General features: G+C 40.9%; 18 protein-coding genes. 10 read left to right on the plus strand and 8 right to left on the minus strand.

Annotated elements, in window-relative coordinates; genetic code table 11:
• The first annotated feature begins 1 nt into the window (after nt 1).
• Complete coding sequence (locus AABW11_RS12360) at nt 2-709, plus strand: M48 family metallopeptidase (protein ID WP_340105416.1); 708 nt, start codon at nt 2-4, stop codon at nt 707-709.
• Nucleotides 710-1265: 556 nt separating this feature from the next.
• On the opposite strand, the gene AABW11_RS12365 is transcribed toward AABW11_RS12360, so the two are convergent.
• The 5 genes from AABW11_RS12365 to AABW11_RS12380 form a co-directional block, all read right to left on the minus strand.
• A complete protein-coding gene (locus tag AABW11_RS12365) occupies nt 1266-3425 on the minus strand; it encodes a phage/plasmid primase, P4 family (protein ID WP_340105417.1) in 2160 nt (719 codons plus the stop codon).
• Nucleotides 3426-3434: 9 nt separating this feature from the next.
• Nucleotides 3435-3722, minus strand: coding sequence for a helix-turn-helix domain-containing protein (locus tag AABW11_RS20140; protein WP_445263770.1), 288 nt, complete (start codon nt 3720-3722; stop codon nt 3435-3437).
• Between the two features lie 89 nt (nt 3723-3811).
• Nucleotides 3812-4684: a hypothetical protein gene (locus AABW11_RS12370; protein WP_340105418.1), complete on the minus strand. Its 873-nt coding sequence runs from the start codon at nt 4682-4684 to the stop codon at nt 3812-3814.
• Between the two features lie 17 nt (nt 4685-4701).
• A complete protein-coding gene (locus AABW11_RS12375; RefSeq protein ID WP_340105419.1) occupies nt 4702-5934 on the minus strand; it encodes a site-specific integrase in 1233 nt (410 codons plus the stop codon).
• 436 nt (nt 5935-6370) lie between these two features.
• The gene (locus AABW11_RS12380) at nt 6371-6952 is read right to left on the minus strand and encodes a hypothetical protein (protein WP_340105420.1); all 582 of its coding nucleotides are present in this window, start codon (nt 6950-6952) and stop codon (nt 6371-6373) included.
• A gap of 394 nt (nt 6953-7346) precedes the next feature.
• Between AABW11_RS12380 and AABW11_RS12385 the strand changes: the two genes are divergently transcribed.
• The 8 genes from AABW11_RS12385 (at nt 7347) to AABW11_RS12420 (ending at nt 15266) form a co-directional block, all read left to right on the plus strand.
• On the plus strand, nt 7347-8246 hold the full coding sequence (locus AABW11_RS12385; protein ID WP_340105421.1) for a hypothetical protein: 900 nt from the start codon (nt 7347-7349) through the stop codon (nt 8244-8246).
• A gap of 437 nt (nt 8247-8683) precedes the next feature.
• Complete coding sequence (locus tag AABW11_RS12390; RefSeq protein ID WP_340105422.1) at nt 8684-9292, plus strand: TetR/AcrR family transcriptional regulator; 609 nt, start codon at nt 8684-8686, stop codon at nt 9290-9292.
• Entirely contained in the window at nt 9289-10542 is a 1254-nt protein-coding gene (locus AABW11_RS12395; RefSeq protein WP_340105423.1) for a TolC family protein, read from the plus strand. The genes AABW11_RS12390 and AABW11_RS12395 overlap by 4 nt, the downstream gene beginning before the upstream one ends.
• Nucleotides 10518-11417 carry an HlyD family secretion protein gene (locus AABW11_RS12400; protein WP_340105424.1) on the plus strand — a complete coding sequence of 300 codons (900 nt, stop codon included), beginning with the start codon at nt 10518-10520 and terminating at the stop codon, nt 11415-11417. The genes AABW11_RS12395 and AABW11_RS12400 overlap by 25 nt, the downstream gene beginning before the upstream one ends.
• Nucleotides 11418-11429: 12 nt before the next feature.
• Nucleotides 11430-12344 carry an ABC transporter ATP-binding protein gene (locus tag AABW11_RS12405; protein ID WP_340105425.1) on the plus strand — a complete coding sequence of 305 codons (915 nt, stop codon included), beginning with the start codon at nt 11430-11432 and terminating at the stop codon, nt 12342-12344.
• Nucleotides 12341-13063 carry an ABC transporter ATP-binding protein gene (locus AABW11_RS12410; RefSeq protein ID WP_340105426.1) on the plus strand — a complete coding sequence of 241 codons (723 nt, stop codon included), beginning with the start codon at nt 12341-12343 and terminating at the stop codon, nt 13061-13063. Before AABW11_RS12405 ends, AABW11_RS12410 begins: the two co-directional genes overlap by 4 nt.
• Nucleotides 13060-14169, plus strand: coding sequence for an ABC transporter permease (locus tag AABW11_RS12415; protein ID WP_340105427.1), 1110 nt, complete (start codon nt 13060-13062; stop codon nt 14167-14169). The genes AABW11_RS12410 and AABW11_RS12415 overlap by 4 nt, the downstream gene beginning before the upstream one ends.
• The gene (locus tag AABW11_RS12420) at nt 14166-15266 is read left to right on the plus strand and encodes an ABC transporter permease (RefSeq protein ID WP_340105428.1); all 1101 of its coding nucleotides are present in this window, start codon (nt 14166-14168) and stop codon (nt 15264-15266) included. Before AABW11_RS12415 ends, AABW11_RS12420 begins: the two co-directional genes overlap by 4 nt.
• A 28-nt stretch (nt 15267-15294) precedes the next feature.
• Here AABW11_RS12420 and AABW11_RS20145 read toward each other — a convergent pair whose 3' ends face one another.
• From AABW11_RS20145 to AABW11_RS12435, 3 genes are all read right to left on the minus strand, one after another.
• A complete protein-coding gene (locus AABW11_RS20145; RefSeq protein ID WP_445263771.1) occupies nt 15295-15414 on the minus strand; it encodes a hypothetical protein in 120 nt (39 codons plus the stop codon).
• A gap of 180 nt (nt 15415-15594) precedes the next feature.
• Nucleotides 15595-15975 carry a hypothetical protein gene (locus AABW11_RS12430; RefSeq protein WP_340105430.1) on the minus strand — a complete coding sequence of 127 codons (381 nt, stop codon included), beginning with the start codon at nt 15973-15975 and terminating at the stop codon, nt 15595-15597.
• Between the two features lie 459 nt (nt 15976-16434).
• Nucleotides 16435-16857 carry a cupin domain-containing protein gene (locus AABW11_RS12435; RefSeq protein WP_340105431.1) on the minus strand — a complete coding sequence of 141 codons (423 nt, stop codon included), beginning with the start codon at nt 16855-16857 and terminating at the stop codon, nt 16435-16437.
• A 686-nt stretch (nt 16858-17543) separates the two neighbouring features.
• Here AABW11_RS12435 and AABW11_RS12440 point away from each other — a divergent pair.
• Nucleotides 17544-19292, plus strand: coding sequence for a thiamine pyrophosphate-binding protein (locus tag AABW11_RS12440; protein ID WP_340105432.1), 1749 nt, complete (start codon nt 17544-17546; stop codon nt 19290-19292).
• The last annotated feature ends 204 nt before the right edge of the window (nt 19293-19496 follow it).

The raw sequence follows: 19496 nt of genomic DNA on the forward strand, positions 1-19496 counted from the left end.
TTTGCAGACAGTTGATTATGGCACCACTACACTTCAGTTTAACCTGTCCTACTCAAACAGGAAAACGTTAGAGATAGCGGTATATCCCGATCAGACCATATGGGTCACGGCCCCGGAAGAGGCTGAAATGGAGAAAATTCATAACAAAGTCCGCAAAAGAGGCCGGTGGATCGTTAAACAATTAAAGTATTTCAACCGGTTTGACCCGCTGGGTGAACACAATGAGTATGTGAGTGGGGAGACACACTGCTATTTGGGCAAGCAGTACCGATTGAAAGTAAGACAAACTGAAGGTGATCAGTCTGAATCCGTTAAACTTAAAAGCGGCTACTTCCATATTTGGTCTGACAATAAGGGAGTCAAAGAATATGTTAAACAGCAGCTGGACGCCTGGTATCGGGAGAAAGCAGAGAAAAAGTTTAACGCTCGATTAGAGGAATGCCTGCAAACCGTTAAAAAGTATGACATTCAAAAGCCCCAACTCCAGGTGTATAGCATGGAGAAACGGTGGGGAAGTTATACATCCTCACAAAAAGTGCTACTGAATCCAGAATTGGTTAAACATCCGGTCTATTGCATCGATTATGTGATCATTCATGAGCTCTGTCATACGAAACATCCGAATCACGACAAGGAATTCTACCGGCTGTTAAACAAAGTGCTGCCCGACTGGCAGAAGAGAAAGCATAAACTGGAGAAGTTTCGTTAAACAATTGGGGGTTTTCATCGATTTGAATGACGTTTACGGTCAGTAAGCAGGGTTTTTGGTGATTGGTTTAACGTTTGGGTAAGATGCTATTTGTTTAACCATGTCACTTTTTTAGAAGCGGATTCAGAAGGTTATACATGTTAATTTCTCTTTTTTTCAGCTCGATAAATGCTTCAATTTGCTGAAAGTTTAACGAATAGAGCCTTTTTAAGGTGTAGATTTCCGTTTGTTTGTTCATTGCATTCCAAATTCGAATGGAAGTCTCGCCATCATTGGATTTAAATGCATGGTTCGGAATCTTTGTGCAAGCATTATACAGAATAGTGATCAAACGTAGCTTTTTTTGTTTTCTTCCATACCGCATGCGACACCTATCACTGCAGTATTTGGCATCAATTCGCTTATTTGCTATGTCTTTCTCACACTCGATACAGCTTGATTGGGTATTGTTCGACATTGTTCGGAATTTAGATGAAATGGTTAAGAGTAGATGGAGTAGAGGATGTAGAACGGTTTAACATTCGATATCTGTAAGGGGCTACATCCTCTACTTGGTCTACTTCGGTTCAAGCCCTCTCCATTGTACGCAGCCATTGGATTTATACTTTTCGAATCCTCGCTGCTCCAATTTCGGAGTTAATTTTTGAGGGCTCATAGGATACATCCCATGATTACTACACCAATCTTCATAGGCGTTTCTCAGATCTTTATTACTGCAAGCGAATGTTAAGTCCTGCTCACAGCACTCATCCAGAAATGCACTTATGATATCCATTTCGCCTCGGTATGCCAGGGTGTCTTGCTTCACATCTTCAGGGATTTGCAGTTTCTGGCCATTTGCAATCCATTTGCGGCATCCTTCAAGCGCCCAGTTAAAGATACCCGGCAGTTCGTTTAACAGTTTGTCTTTAAGATTGGGGTCGACATCTTCTTTTGAGATCGTTACACCAAATTTAATGAGATATAATCTGCGCCAAATCCCTTCATCGGTCCCATTAATTAATAGCTTATGATTACCAAACACCCAGAGCTTGTGTGTGGGAGTAAAGTCGAAATACTCTTTTCGCAGAAATCGAGCTGATATAGTATCCCCACCGGTAAGGTTCTTTACCTTAGCCTCATCAAGCTTTCGCCCTTCCTGGATTTCGGAGAGAACAACCAATCGGTGCCCACAAAGACGTGCGATATCATTCGGAATACCCCCGCCATTTTTGCGGTCCATAATCATTTCTGAATCAGCTTTTACAGAGTATTCACCGAAAAGCTTAAGCAAGATTTCAATAAAAGTGCTTTTGCCATTTCGGCCGCTTCCATAAAGAAAGAAGAGGCACTGACCTGTAGTTAATCCCGTAAGCGTATAACCAACGGCTTGCTGCAGAAACTCAATCATATCTGAATTGCCGTCCATGATTTGAGTTATAAAGTTCTCCCAAAGTGGGGCTTTTGCTTCGGAGTTATATACGAAAGGGAGCTGTTTGGTAATTAAATGGTGGGGATTGGGTTTAAGTTTTGAATCTGCCTTAAAATCATAAGTCAAATTATCTAAAGTGACCTTTAAGGGGTGTTGATCAAGTTCAGATTTCGAAGTCTTCACTGAATAATAGGTTTTGGCCAGATTCAGTATTGCATTCAGGCTCGTGCCGTTTGCGGATCTCTTAGCATGCTTCTGCTTTTCTTTTGATGTATCATCATCTTCGATTTCCAGAGCTTCATCAAATAACTTTTCGATAAGTTTTTTTGCTAAACTAATGACACGCAGTTCCTCAGAATCTGATTTCCACCTTATACCATCCCAATAGAGCCACTGCTTTTCATCAATATCATACCGGATATCATCAGAATAGCGTTCGATAAACTCCTTAGCATTACCAAACTCAGTATCCCACAAACCATACTCATTATCCTGGTATTGCTCAGCAGGGACTTGTGGTTTACCTGCGTTTAAAGCAATTTGTTGAATCTCTGCGCGGTCTAAAGGTGGTGAGCATCTTTTTAGGTTAATATCAATCAATTTATCCAAAATTTGGGGATGAGTACTTCCTTTCTTTCGCATGAAGGTACCCATGCGGAAAAGCGTATCATTTCTCTTTCCTTCAGGAATAGGTTCAACAGAATGGAGAGAGTAATCCAATGATTTTTGACTCGTATTCTTGTGAGAACTACTTAATTCCTTTATGATTTTATCAGGAAAGGGGACCATGTTTTCAAGGTTGAATAACCAATCATAGGTTTTACCCGACTTGTGCAGGCTGCCGGGAGCTACGATAAATCCGCCATCCGTTTTGATATCCAGCCCATTTCCGAGCTTTCCGCTACTGTTTTTTATCAGGTCTTCTCCGGGATACCGGTAATAGTAATGCATGCCATCTCCACCGGTTCTGACGCAGGCTGTGTGGGCAAAACCACCAATTCGATCTTCCAGCTCATCCAGGGAGTCTTCACCGCCATTCCTGGGGTCTACATCAAGTACTACAAGGTCGGATATCTTTCCGCACACAATACCTATATTTGCATCAGGCCAGCGTTTCCACCACTCTTTTATCTGTGTTGAATCACAACTGGCCTGTTCCGGCCAGTCGTGAATTCGTGGATGTTTTCCTTCACTTCCACATGCTCTTCCACAGCTGCATTCACCATTCATTGTAGGTGTATGCAACGGGATGATGTGAAATTCTTCTTTTATCAAATCGAGGGCTGTAGTTGTATTATTGTTCATCTTAACCCCCTATTGATAAGCTTTTATCATGTTATCACGTAAGAACTTCTCAATACTCTCTCGGGGGTATAGAATTTTTCGCCCGTCCTGAGTATAAGATATCTTACCATCATCACGATAGTTTTGAACTGTCCGCCTGGAGACATTCATCATCTCCATGACCTCTTCAGTTGAAAGCCAGTTTTTCTGAAAACTGTCCCACAATTTGGGGAGCTGCGCTTTAACCGTATCCTTTATGACTTGTTCAAAGTTTTGGAGTAGATCTGAGTCGAAGTGTATAGTTATAGAGTGCTTCAAAATGAACCTCTTATTTGAGATTTTAATTATTGTTCATTTCAAAGTTACAATGTGAAAACGTTGGGCCACTCTCTCTCAGCGCCAGGTTTTTAGTCATTAAACGAGCGCAATTCTTTATATCGTTTCTCTTGTAGTCTTCGTGCTCTATCTGCTAAGTTTTTTGATTCTTTTGGAAAGTTATCTGTGTGTAATCCACTTAATTGCATCTCTTGTTCTACCTGGCAATATGCGTCATACTGTGGAATGTTTTGCATTTTATTAAGGCTCAAAAATCGTATAGAAATAGCCGTGTTGACGTCATGCCCCATTTTAAATAGCTCACCAAGGGAACAATTCGTTAAGTGATTAAAGGAGAATATATTCAATCCATCGACATCGAGCTCAACATCACCGTAGCGATGGAGTTCGCCATAATGATCAAGATGATTTAAAGCTTTCCGAATCCCCAGGTACTTTGCAAAGGTAAGGGCAAGCTCACGTATTATACTCTCTATACCGGTTATGTATTGGTTGATTTCTAAGGCTACATCACTGTGGTTAGAATCGTATACCCCTTTTAAATTTTCACTGGCATTGAAAATGTATTGGCCTAAAAAGTGGGAACCCAGGCACATCTCATATTGAGCTTTAGAGTTTTCAAGAGTCGATACGAAGTTGACTTTATTATCTTTGATTAACCGGTCAAGAAATCGAACGATGTGTTCTATTCTCCCGATGAGACTTTCATAAAAGTCCTTCGAAGATGAAAAGTGGGATATTTTCTTTCGCTCGGCATTCATTGTTTCAACCGGAAGAAGTTCATCGTTATTCAGACTGGCCATTTGAATCCGGTTGGCCAACTGATTCCATGAATGGGTAAAAGTATTTAGAAAATCGTTAGATGGATCATCTGGATATAGATCGTAATATCCAGATATCGCATCGAAAATTCTCTGTTCAGTCTCTTTTTGATCTTTGTTCATGGTTTTGTTGGAAATGGTTAATCGAATATTCCGGCTGCTACACTATCTAAATGCTCTTCGCCGAGTGATTCTATATAGTTCATGGTAGTTTTGTAGTCAGAATGCCCAAGAAGGTCTTTAATATCATCTACTGTGATACCTTTTACACGGGCTCGTTGAGCAAATGAATGACGTGAGATATGGAAAGAAATATGCTTTTTGATCCCGGCTAATGCCTGTAAGTCATTAAGCCTTTGATTTATGATGGCATTTTTTGCACTGACTTGTTTTTCCATGTAGGTTGGGTCTGAGTAATCATATCTGTTATCAAATAGTGGGAATATGAAATCAATGGGTTGAGAATCTTCCACTCTATATAGATCTAAAATCTCTTTAGCAGGTGTTGGAAGTTTTAATGAAAATTGTTTGGTGCTTTTTGATGTGATATATGAGAGGCGGCCTTCCTCAATATTATTCCATCTGAGTTGCAGCACATCCCTGAAACGCATTCCCCAACAGTAATATGCAAAGAGAAACATCTGCTGTGCATCAAAAAGCCTTGTTCCTATTTTAGAGTCTACCGAAGCAAATAGCTTAATCTCATCTTCAGAAAGCTTCGTTTTGTAGACTTTCTTACTTGGCATTGTATACCTGTCAAAAGGGTAAAGGTCTTTTGTTGTGATACTCTCCCGGATGGCATCGTTGAAGAGCTTTCGGATCTTCTTCATGTTATTCTTGATCGTGTTCGGATTGTTGTCATACTCCTCTTGCAGGAAGAGTTCAAACCTTCGGAGGAATGTGACATCAATTTCATAGAAATGTAGTTTTTTTCTCTTCCAGAAATGCTTCATTTTATTGATGACAGTACTGTAATTTTTCTTTCGTTGGTACTTGCCAGCTTTTTTAAAACCCGATATGATGTCCTTAGAAAACTCAAAAAAGTCAATTTCAGGTATTGAGTCACTTCCGCCTGTCTTATTGTATTTCAGAATTCTCTGTTTGAGATCGGATGACCGTAGCTGCGGATTTTTCTTAACCCAATAAAAGATCTCAGTCTCTATTTCAAGCTTATACCGTTTGAGGAATTCATTGAGCTGTTTTTGTTTGGTGTGACTCTTTCGAACTTTCTGTTCTCTTTTATTCCACTGATTCTCCTCCACTTTGATATTCACCGGCACAAGATTGGACTCCCGCCTGTGAATAATCCGCAGATAAACGGGGTGCTTTTCTTTATTCTTTCGTCTTTTGAGGTAGTAATCGATTGAAGCCATGTAATCTGTTATTTAATTGCAGTAAAAGATTACAGTAATATTTTTTATAATCAACAGAAATACTCAAAAATTAATGAAACCTTTTTTTAGCCTTCTACATGGCTTAAAAGCATTAACCAAAACGAAATAGAAATGCTGAAATGGAATTATATAAAAGACTTGGACTCCCAGATCCCAAATTTAAGCGTCACGATTACATCACCGACAACAAAGGACAATCCTTTGAAATCCATGTTTTCGAATAGGACCTTGAAAGAGAAGAGTGCTACTATTTTCCCATTCCGGTTATCTTTCGGCAAAATCTACGAAGCGGATGCCGAGTTAACAGAGACGCCGAAGGGCTCAATTATGGAGGTATATGACTGGTTGTTTGGTGGGAGGAAATATTAGCTGCTTAACAAGGAAAAATATGTCCTTTCCATAATGCCGGACCCTCTTAACGTTCCAACCATTTAGGGCTGTCTCGCAAAGGAGTACGGTACTTCATGTGGCAGCTGGCACATCGCTGGATCAGTTCCATGGTTCCATTTACAATTGGTTCCATCTTTTCTTCGTTTGCTATTTGGGCAAGTTCCTTAGCTTTACTATGCCAGATTGAGTCGGCAGTTACAAATCCTTTCAATCCCTGTTCACCTAGAATATCCCGTATTTTCTGAACTTCCCGAGAAGAAATTTTTGAGTGATCAACCATGGCATTTGCAGCCTTGCTTATGGTTTGGTAGTCGCCTCTCCAGATACCTGCCTGTACGACGGCCATATTCTGTTCCAGATTAGCCATTATGGTCAACAAGGGCAGGGTGTCTTGGGAGGCTTCTATAATCTGGAACGGAATCCCCGTACGTTGTTTCAGGTTAAGGGAATCGGTGCTCGCATTCGCATTCTGAGAAACTTCGGTTTCAGCATTTTGATTGCCCGATTGAACATTGTTAATATCTTGATTAGTCTTGTCATTCGTTTCACAGCCGGGCAGTATAGCAAAGAATAAGATAAACAGGTATAAAGAGTGACGTTGTTTCATTATGAATACTCCTGATTTTATAGGTTTTTATTCGATGTATTTATCAAAATAAATGGCTTTTAGAATAGACACAATATTGATTGTAGTGGTTTTAATTACAGATGTATCTGATCTACGTATAGATTTAAATTAACTTCTACAATTTTATGCTTCTTGAGTTATGGTATTGTCCTAAATAATAGGTTAATAGGACTCTCTAACTAGTTAGTTAGTCAATTTTGAATCATAAGAACCCGGTGGAAATTAGTTTGAGATTTAAAACATAAAACACACCGTAAATACTCTTAAGAGAAATAAATATGTATTTTCAGTAATGGCATACACGATCTGTTGGGAATGGCTATGTATCCCTTCATCGCCCTGCCGATTTAGTCCTATTGAAAACCATGTTCTAATGCTTAAACATCTGCTTATTCCATTAGTTCTAGTATCTATGCCCTTATCTGGCTTTGGTCAAAGGAGTTCCACATTGTTAGAGATGGACTTATCGGTCATTTCGCAGGTAAATCAGGGAAATAGCTATATTACCTCTCCTACTGATATCGGAAATATTGAGCAGCTTTGGTTCGAAGCTAACCTGATACCGAATTTCTATCTGAGAGAAAGTAAGAACTCTCGTTTAATGGGAGTTCTTACTCCTCAAATCATTATCAGAATGTACCAAGAAGAATCTTTCCCCGTACGCACCCCAAGCTATCTGCCACAGCTTACTCTTTACTATTTTTTCAAAAAAAAAGAGAATTTACAGACTTCCAGTTTCTATGGGCGCATTGGCCATCACTCAAACGGACAAGAAGGAGCCTTTTATTCGGATGAGGAGGTAATCAATTTGAAGTCTGGAAATTTTTTAACCAATTTTCTGGAGTTGGGATATATTAAAACCAATATCAATAATCGTTTTAACGCTTACCAGTTTTTTAAAACCTCGCTAGAGTATCACCCTAAACGCCTGGTTGATAAAAATTTGCACGACATTTACAGCAGGTACAGATGGCACAGCGCTTTTTCGATATTTAGGCTTCCTAAGAATAATGAAAAACAGCCTTTCTCAAAACGACCAACGAGGTCGCTTAAAGGGGAAGCCACTTGGATGTTTGGCAACTACAATGATTTAAACACCTTGTCGCCAGAAAGATTCAACCTAAAATTAACGTTCTATTATCATCCCCAATTCCTCGAAGACATTGGATTTTTTACTCAATATTACCACGGATCAGATTATTATAATATCTATTTCAATCATCGGTTAAGTATACTTCGATTCGGAATAATGACCGAGAAATTAATATTTTAAATTCTGAAGAAAATCACTTTCCCATGATAAAACTGTACCAAAGGTAATGAGCAAATTACCCAAATTAATGGTTTGATAGGTCAAAGAGTACGAAGCACGAGATTTTTTAGCATAGTGAGCCGTTGTTGGTTTTTGGCAGATTGAGGCGGCGACTCCTCGCTAAAAAAATTAGCTGGTAAAGACAATCCGTCAGTGAAATTGGTCACGCTTTCCATCGGTCATAGTTCATACTTTTGCGAACAGATGTACTAATGAAATATCGAACGGTAATGTTGGCCTGCTGTTGCTTTTACGAAAACTTTCGGTTTGACCGGACATCCTCATCCCATTTTTTAATTCTATCTACTAAGTTAACCAACGGTTAAACTTGTAGTTAATATATCTGCGTAATACATTTAACTAAATGGTTAATCTCAAAAGATAAATCAAGGATTAACATGGGAAAAGATCACCAAACAACTGAGAAAATTATTTTCAATACTGCTCAGGATGTATTTGAGCAGACCGGCTACGATGGTTCTACAATGCAGGAAATCGCTGATAAAGCCGGAATCAACAAGGCGTTGCTCCACTATTATTACAGAAGTAAATCCCGACTATTTGGTGTGGTTTTTCAGCAAGCTTTTACAAGATTAGTGCAGCCTATGTTGGGAATCTGGAAAACAGATGGCGACATTTTTAACAAGACAGAACGCTTTATTGATCAAATGCTTGATAAGCTTCAGGCTCACCCCTACATGGCTTCGTTTGTGCTGCACGAAATCACTCGAAATCCAGAGCACCTTCAACAAATTATTTCGCAGCCCGGGGGTGAAACCGCGAAAATTATTCAGCGTGATTTAGACGCTGTTTCTGCTGAATACGGACTTCCTCCCAAAAATGCCGTCCATTTTATGTGCGATCTGTTGGGAATGGCTATATATCCCTTCATCGCCCGGCCGATTATTTCCACCGTATTTCAGCTCGATAACAAAGCTTTTGATCAGATTATCGAGGAGCGCAAAAAACACATCCCCAAAATGATAAAAGTGATGTTACTGTCATGACGATTCTACTTTCTTTTTTGATGATATGGCAAATTCAAGCTGAGCCGGTAACGCTTCAAAAAGTGATTAACGCGGCCAGAGACGTGGCGGAATTTCAACAGGATATAACTACATCTGACGAAATCTACCGGCAAAGTGGCGAAGTGGCCGATGTAAACTGGTATCCGCAGGTAAATCTTAATGGAGAAATTGGCTATCAAACCGATGTTCCGTCTGTGCCGATATCTGTTCCTGGGACTTCTGTCCCCGAGGCACCCAAAGATCGCTATCAAATCAATATGAATGTGCGACAGACGATTTGGGATGGAGGAAGAACAGCTTCAGAAAAAGACAATCTTCGAATTGAACGGCGTTTGCGGGATTTGGATCTGCTTAAAGCACAAGATGAACGGGATCGCCGTGTCAGAAATCTCTATTTCTCTATTCTAAAAGATCGCGTTCAGCTCGACCAGCTTGAGACCTCTACGAAGACACTTCAAGAACGCCTGCAGGAAGTCAGAATTGCGGTGGAACAGGGCGCAGCTCTTTCACTCAGAAAAAATCAACTGAAAGCAGAGCAAATCTCACTAACTCAGCAGAAGCAACAGGTTCAACGGCGTTTGCAGGGGCATCTTGAAAATCTGTCTAACCTGACTAACCTTGAATTTTCTCTGGACCAGGAATTTGAGCTTCCCCATCAACCACAGAAAGAATTTCTCTCTGCAGAATCGAATACTAAAATCAAATATCTAACTGAACAAGAGCAGTCGATTCTTCATCAAAAAAAGTTGATTTCTTCCGATTTAAAACCCAAAGTTCAGGCTTTTGGAACGGTTGGATACGCAAATCCCGGTCTTAATATGTTTGAGGATGAATTTTCAGAATATGCCGTGGGTGGAATCTCGATATCGTGGAAACTTTGGGATTGGGGAAAGACGAATAGACAAAAGGAAGTCATTACACGTCAGGCAAAACTAATTCAGCAGCAAAAAAATCGGGCATCTCAACAGATAGAAACACTTATTCATGAAATCAAAGTCGCTGTTTCAGCTTTGGATGAGATCATTGTTGAAGATGAAGAGATTATCCAGCTCAGAAAACAGATTCTCGACCAAATTGAGTCGCAGTGGAAAGCCGGAGCAAAAACGTCAGCTGAATATGTGGAAGCACTTAGCACCTTACAGCAGGCAAAAATCATGAGAGAATTACATTACATCCAACAATCAGAACTCACGCAGGAAATGTTATGGATTACAGGAAAAGCTTATTGATAACGGTCGTGATTTCGGCTTTTTTCCTGGCCGGATTGTCAGGCTGTGAAAACGATGAACAGCCGGCCGATGCCTACGGACAATTTTCAGCCGATACCTATTTGGTCTCACCGGAAATGGGCGGACTGATCACCTCATTAAATGTCCGGCTGGGAGATACCGTTGAAAAAGGAGATACGCTAGCGCTAGTTGATACCACAACCCTGCATCTGAAATGGCAGGAATTGCGCACGCAGATGGAAAAAATTCCGATTCAAAAGAGTCAGGTTTTGAGTGAAAAACAAGTATTGGAATCTCAGCTGAATACGCTGCGAAAGGAGTATAAACGCACTCAGAATATGTTTCAAAGTGGAGCCGCCACGCAGCAACAAATGGATCAGATTGAGGGAAAATTGGAAGAAGCCAACCGCAGGCTCGATACCTTTAAACCACGAACTGAATTGCTGAATCAGGAAATGGACGTTCTGGAAGAGAAGATCAGACAGATTGAAGATCAATTGCACAATGCAATTGTGCTGGCTCCAGTTAATGGAGAAATTTCGGCTGTGGTTACTCGTCAGGGCGAAATGGCATCGCCGGGCAAACCGGTGGTTGAGATTGTGGCGATTCAGGATATTTATCTGAAAGTATTTGTTTCAGAAAATCAGCTTTCGCAGATCAAGATAGGGGAATCTGTGTCGGTTCAGTTTGATGAAGGAAATTCAATTGTGAAAAAAGAAGGCCGCATCCGCCACATTGCGTCAAAGGCGGAATTCACACCACAAAATATTCAAACCAGAGAAAATCGAGTGGATTTGGTCTATGCGGTAGAAATTGATGTTTCCAATAAGGATAGAAAGCTGAAGTCCGGAATGCCGGGAGATGTAACATTTTGATCTGCTTATTTTATGAACATTTCCATTAACAATATTTCTCATAATTACGGAGCGGTGTCGGCGCTGAAAAGCGTCAATCTGACCATTCCCGACGGAAGCCTTTTCGGCGTTATCGGCCCCGACGGCAGTGGGAAAACCACACTGTTCAGAATTCTGGCCACGCTGATTGTTCCGTCTGAGGGAGAAATCTCTATCGGTGATTACGATGTGGTTGAAGATATGCGGGCGCTCAGAAATCAAATCGGCTATATGCCGGGACGGTTTTCATTATATCTTGATCTCACCGTAGAGGAAAACCTGCAGTTTTTTGCGTCTATTTTTGGGACATCACTCGAAGAAAATCGTTCTTTAATTGACGCCGTTTACAAACAAATTGAGCCGTTTAAAAAAAGAAAAGCCGGTGCGCTATCTGGCGGAATGAAACAAAAATTGGCTCTGAGCTGCGCATTAATCCATCGCCCTGAGTTACTGATTTTGGATGAACCCACCACCGGAGTTGATGCCGTTTCGCGCAGGGAGTTTTGGGATCTGCTCGATCTGATCCAAAAAGAGGGAATCACAACCGTGGTTTCCACGCCGTACATGGATGAAGCGATGCGCTGCAGTGAAGTCGCTCTGCTCTTTGATGGAGAACTACTCGCGAATGATGATCCAAAACGTCTCACACAAACAGCTGAGATAAATCTTTGGGCAGTTGAGTCAGACGAAATATTTAAGATCCTGCAGGACTTTAGAAAGCATGACAACGTCAACTGGGCATTTAGTTTCGGGGAGCAGATTCACGTTGCCGTAGATAAATCATTGGAAGAAAGAGAAGCGAGCAAAATATTCGATCAATACAATGACCAAATAATTTCGGCAAAGCGTATTGAGCCGGGAATTGAGGACCTGTTCATTGATCTCACCGAGCAGGAGGTGGAGGTATGAGCATTGTTTCAGTAAAAAATCTGACGAAGAAATTCGGTTCCTTCACGGCAGTTGACAGCATCAGTTTTGAAGTTGATAAAGGGAAGATCTTTGGATTTCTGGGCGCAAACGGAGCAGGAAAAACAACCGCAATGAAGATGCTGATTGGACTTTTAGCACCAACGTCAGGACAAGCAACCGTAGCAGGGTTTGATGTGGCCAGCGAGCCGGAGTCAATTCGAAAGCGCATCGGATATATGTCGCAGAAGTTTTCATTGTATGAAGATCTTACGGTGAGGGAAAATATCCGGTTTTACGGCGGGATTTATGGGCTTACGGATGAAGAGATCGATCAGGCGTCAGATAAAATTGTGGAAGAACTGGATCTGCAGGAATCCAGGAAAACGCTGGTAGCATCACTGCCGCTGGGTTGGAAGCAAAAGCTGGCTTTTTCGGTGGCTTCGGTACACAATCCCGACATTATATTTTTGGATGAACCGACCGGCGGTGTAGATCCCGTAACACGGCGAAGATTCTGGGATCGTATTTATCAATCGGCCGATCAGGGAGTCACCGTCTTTGTCACCACTCACTACATGGACGAAGCAGAATATTGTGATCGGGTAAGCATTATGGTGGAAGGCAGAATTGAGGCTCTGGGCTCGCCCAATGAACTGAAAACAGAGTACACTGCCGATACGATGGATGATTTGTTTGTGCAATTGGTGAGGTCGCAATGAAAGCACTGATTGGAACTATAAAAAAAGAGATTCAGCATATTATACGCGATCCCCGCACGCTAATGCTTCTGTTTGCCATGCCGGTTATTCAGCTGCTGATGTTTGGATATGCGGTTAGAAATGAAGTTACAGAAGTGGATCTCGGAGTGGTAGATTATCAAAACCAAACCTACGTAGATGAATTGGTGCAGCGATTGGAAGCAACCGGATATTTCAAGATTACAAGACTTCCGAATGATCAGAACGAGATTTATGATGCTTTTGAAAAGGGAAAAATCTCCGCTGTTTTGGTTGCTAAAGACGACGTGGAAACAGAATTGAAACGAATGGGGATTTCAGAACTTCAATTGCTGCTGGACGCCTCAAATCCCAATCTTGCGTCCATTATTGAACAGTATGTACGGGTGAATCTGAATCTGCATCAGCTGGATATGAATCGGTTTCAGATTTCTCGAAGTCCACCGGTATCGGTTTCTGCCCGCTATTTGTTTAATCCTGAGCTGAAAAGTTCGTGGCTGTTTGTGCCGGGACTTATTTCGGTGATATTAATGCTGGTTTCCACGCTTATGACGTCCATCACTATTGCACGTGAAAAAGAGATGGGCTCGATTGAACTGCTGCTGGTTTCGCCGCTTCAACCCTACCAAATCATCATCGGGAAAGTATTTCCCTACTTGGTGCTTTCGTTTGTGAATGTGGCAAGCATTGTTTTTCTGGCGATCACGGTTTTTGATGTCCCGTTTGTGGGAAACTGGGTAGCATTTTGGGGAGTTTCCACACTCTTTATTCTGCTTGCGCTGAGTTTGGGGATTTTAATTTCAGGCGTAAGTAGTTCCCAGCTCACAGCTATGCTGCTGTCGATGGTGGGGTTACTGCTTCCCACTATTATTCTATCCGGATTTATTTTTCCTGTGAAAAACCTGCACATCATTTTACAATACATCAGCGCCGTTATACCCGCTCGATGGTATCTGGTTGTGATTCGGGGAATTATGTTGCGAGGGACGGACATTCTGATCCTTTGGAAGGAAGTTTTGATTTTATTCGTGATGACGTCCGGATTGCTGTTCATGAGCATTAAAACATTTAAAGAGAGGCTCCAATGAATCGTCAATTACTCATTTTGATGGAGAAAGAGTTTAAACAGGTGTTTCGCAATAAAGCGATGCGTCCTATGCTGTTCGTGATTCCATTTTTGCAGCTTATTATTCTTGGAAATGCCGCGACATTTGAGGTGAATACGATTGATGTTGCTGTGGTTGATTACGCGGTGACCAAAAATAGCCGCGAATTAATCCAAAAAGTGGAGGCACTGGATGAGATTCAGCTCACCCATTGGAAAACCGCCGATGGTGAACCTGCTCAAATGCTTGTGGATAATGTGGCGGATATTGTCATGATTATTCCGCAAGATTTTTCTGAGGATTTAACTACGGGTGGAGCAAACGTTCAGCTTCTGGTGGATGCAGTGGATGGAAATGCTGCCCAGATCGGGGCGAGTTTCTTGCGGGAGATTATTACTGACTTTGGTTATCAACAAGTTTCTATTCAGCAATCGGGCGGAGTTCAGTTGACATCGCGCTATCTTTTCAATCCCGAGCTCAAATACACGCATTTTATGGTTCCCGGAATTTTAGTGTTGCTGATTACGCTCATTGGTGTATTTCTGACATCCATGAACATTGTGCGCGAGCGGGAAGTGGGGACGATTGATCAATTGAACGTGACGCCAATCTCAAAATCTGTTTTTATTCTGGGAAAACTGATTCCCTTTGGGATCATCGGACTTGGAGAGTTGACGATCGGATTAGCTATTGCCTATGTGTTATTCAGCATTCCTATTTTTGGCGGATTGCTGATCATTTACGGCGTCTCCGTTATTTATTTGATTGGCGTACTGGCACTGGGTTTGTTGATTTCAACCGTATCAGGAACGATGCAGCAGGCATTATTCAGCAGTTGGTTTATTCTGGTGATTTTTATTTTGATGAGCGGATTGTTCACACCGATAGAAAGTATGCCATCGTGGGCGCAATGGATTACGGAATTCAACCCCGTTACGCACTTTATAGAAATAATCAGACGAGTAATTCTGAAAGACGCGGGTTGGGATAGTGTGTTAGATGCTTTGGTAAAATTATCCGGATTGAGTGTGATGAGTGCTGTGGCCGCGGTTTTGTCGTTTAAAAAAGGTGGGGATTGATGCGGATGGGGTTTAGTTAAACATTACATCAGCTTGAAGCATGACGTTTTCTGAATGTTTCGAAAAGCCGTGGATCACCAAGCCAATTATTGCAATCATAAAAACAGCATACGGATTCCTGGGAATCAAAGATGAACCAATAATTCATATCGGTAATGATGAGATGCTTCAGGGCGTCGGTCTCCTGTTCGAGATAGTAAAAAACCGCTTACTGAAGGACTTTACGGATCAGCCGTACTTTGGAGGTCATTTCAGATATGAGCAGGGTATTAAATAGTGTCATCTGTTTTTTATAACGGTTATAAATAAAAGCATTGGATAGCTAATTTTATTTCTTCATCATCTTTAGACTCAAGAAAATTAATAGCCATACAGCAGTTCTGAATGACATTGCCATAAGGCTATCAGTAGCAACACCTGTATTTACCAGATAAATGATGCCTATTACCAGTAGTGCCAGAAGATTGATCAGGAATACGGTTAAGGCAGCAATTTTACCATTTTGTCTATATTTCCAGATTTGATAACCGGCTACTATATAAGCAATTCCCATAATGTGATTGAAGATCAACAACGGAAGAAAAACATAATATCCCGGGTCAGAACCAAGGTATAGAATGCGAGAACTTGTTATCAGTGTGATAATTCCAAAGACCACTGCAACCACTGATGCTATTTTTTGTATTGTACTATGTTCTATAAGTACCATTTAAAGGGATTTAAGGGTTATGTTTTGTATAACTGTAGTCCAATAAAAGCATCAGAGATTGTTCGCAAAACCGATTGGGAATTCAGCTATCCCACCTTTTTAACAACAAATAGTTATGCGGCTTTTATTCAGTTATTCATGTTCAAATCAGGTATAAAAACAGACTGATTAGTGTTAAAAGTAAACATTTTCAACTAATCACTGTACAGCGATGCAGTCAAAAAATATTGCCGTTTGGGATATTGTAATGGCCATATCGATCCATGTACTTGCCCGGCTTACTTTTTAGCGTGTGTTAGCTTTGAAAAGGTGAATCAAAAAGATTTTTCTACAGAGTGGCGAATTACTTAATATTAGGACAGGTTGATTTTCAATAATCCTGACCCGTACTCAAAATAAATCTTATGATCAAAAAATCCCCGACAGCTGCCGGGGAATTTATGATTTTCTGATCGGACTTTAATGGTCATGATCCGCTTCTGCAGCCATACCATCGGCTCTTGTTTCGTGAACCGTGCCATGAGGGTGTTCAGGCGGTGCGTAGATAGAGTACACCTTAAGTGGCTGGTCACCTGTGTTTGTGATGTTATGCCACTTGCCGGCGGGTACAAGTACAACATCGTCATCCTCTACTTGCTTCTCAAAATCCAGCTGATCTTCACTATCCCCCATCTGTACAAGACCTTTTCCGTCTTCTATACGAAGGAACTGGTCGATATCATGATGAACTTCTAAACCAATATCCTCACCAACCTCGATACTCATCAAGGTCAGTTGAAGATGACTGCCTGTCCATAAGGCAGTTCTATAATTGGTATTCTCTTTAGTTGCCTTTTCAATGTCAATTACGAATGGGTTTGCCCCATTATCTTTTAGTTCCATGGCGAATTCTCCTTTTTGCAATTGTTATTATTAAAATTGCTGCTTATTTAATTTTAGACTTTTACTTTCTCGCCTATTATAAAATTACATAAAATTGAGTCAAATTTCTTTGACTTATGGCAAGAAAAACCGTTGTCATCTTGCACCGCTTAACTACAGGTAGCCGGCAACATTTGGGCTGAATACCACTGTTTCCACAAGATCGGAACTATCTGAAACGTCTCTTCGTCATGGCCCACAATATATGAATCGCCCCGCTTTTCTTCAGGGCGCACGAATAACAAACTGCTAAGTAACAGTTTTATAAACTTAACGGATTTATTTTTGGCGTGGCTAAGATATGGCAATCATTTTCATTTAAATACTCTCTATTATCTACTACAGGTTTTTGTCACGAACTTAATTTTTAAACAGAATTGAACTAATGAGTAAAGCTCATTTCTAACCAAACTGATATTTTTTATCGTGAAAGAAAACGGACCGACATCAAATTAATAATTGGTTAATACAAAATATTTCAGCGAAGTTGAATTAAAATATTCTTTTCTTTAAGGTAAGTGAGGCTAGCCATGTCGTCGTGTTAATTTTTTTATAACGAATGATTCAAATTTATGTAACCGTCAAGGATAAAACGGATATAATACTTATTTTTTGAAGTATGATCTAGAAAACCGAATGCAAACTAAATGAATGTATCCCAGCAATTATTGCAAATATTAACCGATGAAGGTATAAAGCATATTTTTGGTGTGGCTGGAGATGCTCTGAATCCTCTTATTTCGGCTATGGCCGATCAAAATGAGGTAAAATGGATAAAAATGAAGCATGAAGGGAATGCTTCATTTGCGGCATTTGCGCAAGGAGAATTGAATGAAAATATTGGTGTATGTGCCAGTACAGTCGGACCCGGTCCTTTGCATTTGGTAAATGGGTTATATAACGCTCGAAAAGAACGCTCTCCTGTTTTAGCTATTACCGGGCAGGTGCCCGTTGAGCATATTGGAACCAATTACCATCAAGAGGTGGATTTAACCAAGGTATTTGATGATATCTGCGAGTACCAGGCTATAATACGCTCCCCGGAAGAAGCACCCAGAGTGATATTACGAGCACTGCGTATTGCAATTAATCACAAATGTGTGTGCAGAATAGAATTGCCTGCTGACATTGCTGAGATGCCCGCCGAAAATAGAGATTTTGTTCATCAAATGTTTCGCTCGCGATCTACGGTAGTACCAGATCAGAAGGGACTTGAAAAAGCGGTGGAAATGATTGATCAGGCGGAAAAAGTAGGAATTTTGGCAGGTGCCGGATGCCGCTCATCGAGGGAAGAAGTTCTGGAGTTTGCTCGAAAAGTAAATGCCCCGATAACGCACACCGTTCGTGCATCCGATATTTTTGATCACAGCAGTGAAAATGTAGTGGGGCTTACAGGACTTATTGGTAACCCATCAGGGTATGAAGCAGTGATGGAATGTGATTTATTAATCATGTTGGGTACGGACTTTCCTTATACCGGTTTTCTACCTGATAATACCAAAACCATACAGGTAGACATCCGGCCGGAAAATATTGGCAACCGCACGTCGGTTACGCTCGGCTTGCATGCTGATATCAAACATTTTGTGAATTATGTCAATCCAAAATGCGCCATAAAGAAAGATGCTTCCTGGGTAGATAAATTAAACGTTGATTTTAAGAAATGGCTGGAAAATAATTGCAAAACCTCTGATGGTGGAAAGGATTTTAAAGTCATGCATCCACAGGTGGTAGCCAGAGAAATAAGCGATACTGCTGCTGATGACGCCATATTTGTCATTGATACAGGAACGTCTGCCATCTGGTCGAGCAACTTTATGAATTTTCATTCTCAAAGAAGAATTATCGGATCCTTCAACCACGGATCTATGGCTGTAGGTCTCCCGGCTGCCATCGGCGCCCAGCTGCAGTTTCCCGACCGGGAAGTGTGGGCTTTAGTGGGAGATGGGGCATTCAATATGTCGTTACATGATTTTTCAACGGCCGTAGAATACGGATTACCCATTAAAATCATAGTTTTGAACAACTCCGAACTTGGTTTTGTGAAAATAGAGATGGAGGAAGCCGGATTTGCACCAAATTATGATGCCATTGAGGTTAAGAATTTTGATTTTGCAGCATATGCAAAATTAGTGGGCGGTGACGGGGTGAACGTTACTGAAAATAAGGGTATTATCCCGGCCATTAAACAGACTCAAAAATCTAAGAGTCCATTCATTCTTAATGCACATGTTTCTGGAGGAGAGTTATCATTACCTCCTCATATAGACTTTCACCAGGCTAAGAATTTTGGGATGTCAAAAATTAAAGAGGTTTTAAAAGCCGCTAAAGGAGACAAATCTCAATGGGAAAATATCAAAAATGAAGTCAAGGCTTATCTTGATAAAGAGTCCTGAGTATTTTTGCTTCAATCCCAACCGCACGGATGGAAACGTCCGTTCTGGTTATCACAAGGTATAAACTGCTACGTTGTAAAAAAGAAAATACTGACAAGCAGAACTTTGATTTCCTTTTACTTTATGCATATTAATGGAAAAGTAAATCCGCCCTTATTGGTTGATAAGCCGCATTTATGTGCATTGGAAGTGAGATTATTCTTT

The organism is Rhodohalobacter sp. 8-1 (assembly GCF_038150125.1).
Classification (GTDB): domain Bacteria; phylum Bacteroidota; class Rhodothermia; order Balneolales; family Balneolaceae; genus SW132.